This is a genomic window from Treponema endosymbiont of Eucomonympha sp., assembly GCF_001028545.1.
In genome coordinates this window covers 1-539 of record NZ_BBPW01000491.1, presented here as the reverse complement: position 1 = coordinate 539, position 539 = coordinate 1, and the positions used below count along the sequence as shown (strand labels likewise).

1 protein-coding gene is annotated in these 539 nt (G+C 64.7%); it reads left to right on the top strand.

Translation table 11 applies throughout. The features are described from left to right. A partial coding sequence (locus tag AWU74_RS07730) for a UvrD-helicase domain-containing protein (protein ID WP_162505052.1) occupies positions 1–539 on the top strand: 539 nt, incomplete at both ends.

Sequence of the window (539 nt, the reverse complement as noted above, 5' to 3'; positions counted from 1 at the left end):
CGCGCGCGTCCGCTTCCTATATCAAGACGTTCCACTCGTTCGGCGCGTGGCTGCTCCGCCGCTATCCCGAAACCGCCGGCGTGTCGCCCCGCTTCACCGTGTACGACGACGATGACTCGACTAAGCTCCTTTCGCACGCGCGCCCGGAGCTTACGCGGCTGGAAGCCACCCGTTACGCGCATAAAATCGCGCTCGCCAAAGACTACTGCCTCGCGCCCGACTCGCCGGAGCTTGCCTGCAAAACCAACGAGTATGCGCCGGAGTTTCCCGCCATATACCGCGCCTACCAGACGCGCCTCCGCGAGAGCGGCAACGTTGACTTCGGCGACTTAATCATGCTGCCGGTAACGCTCCTCGCCGAAAACGACGCCGTCCGCGACCGCCTGCGCCGCCAATTCCGCGCCGTCATGGTGGACGAGTATCAGGACGCCAACGTAGCGCAGTTCAAACTGCTGCGGCAGCTTGCGGGCGACGAGACGTATGTGTGCGCCGTCGGCGACGCCGACCAGTCGATTTATCGCTTCCGCGGCGCGGAGGTG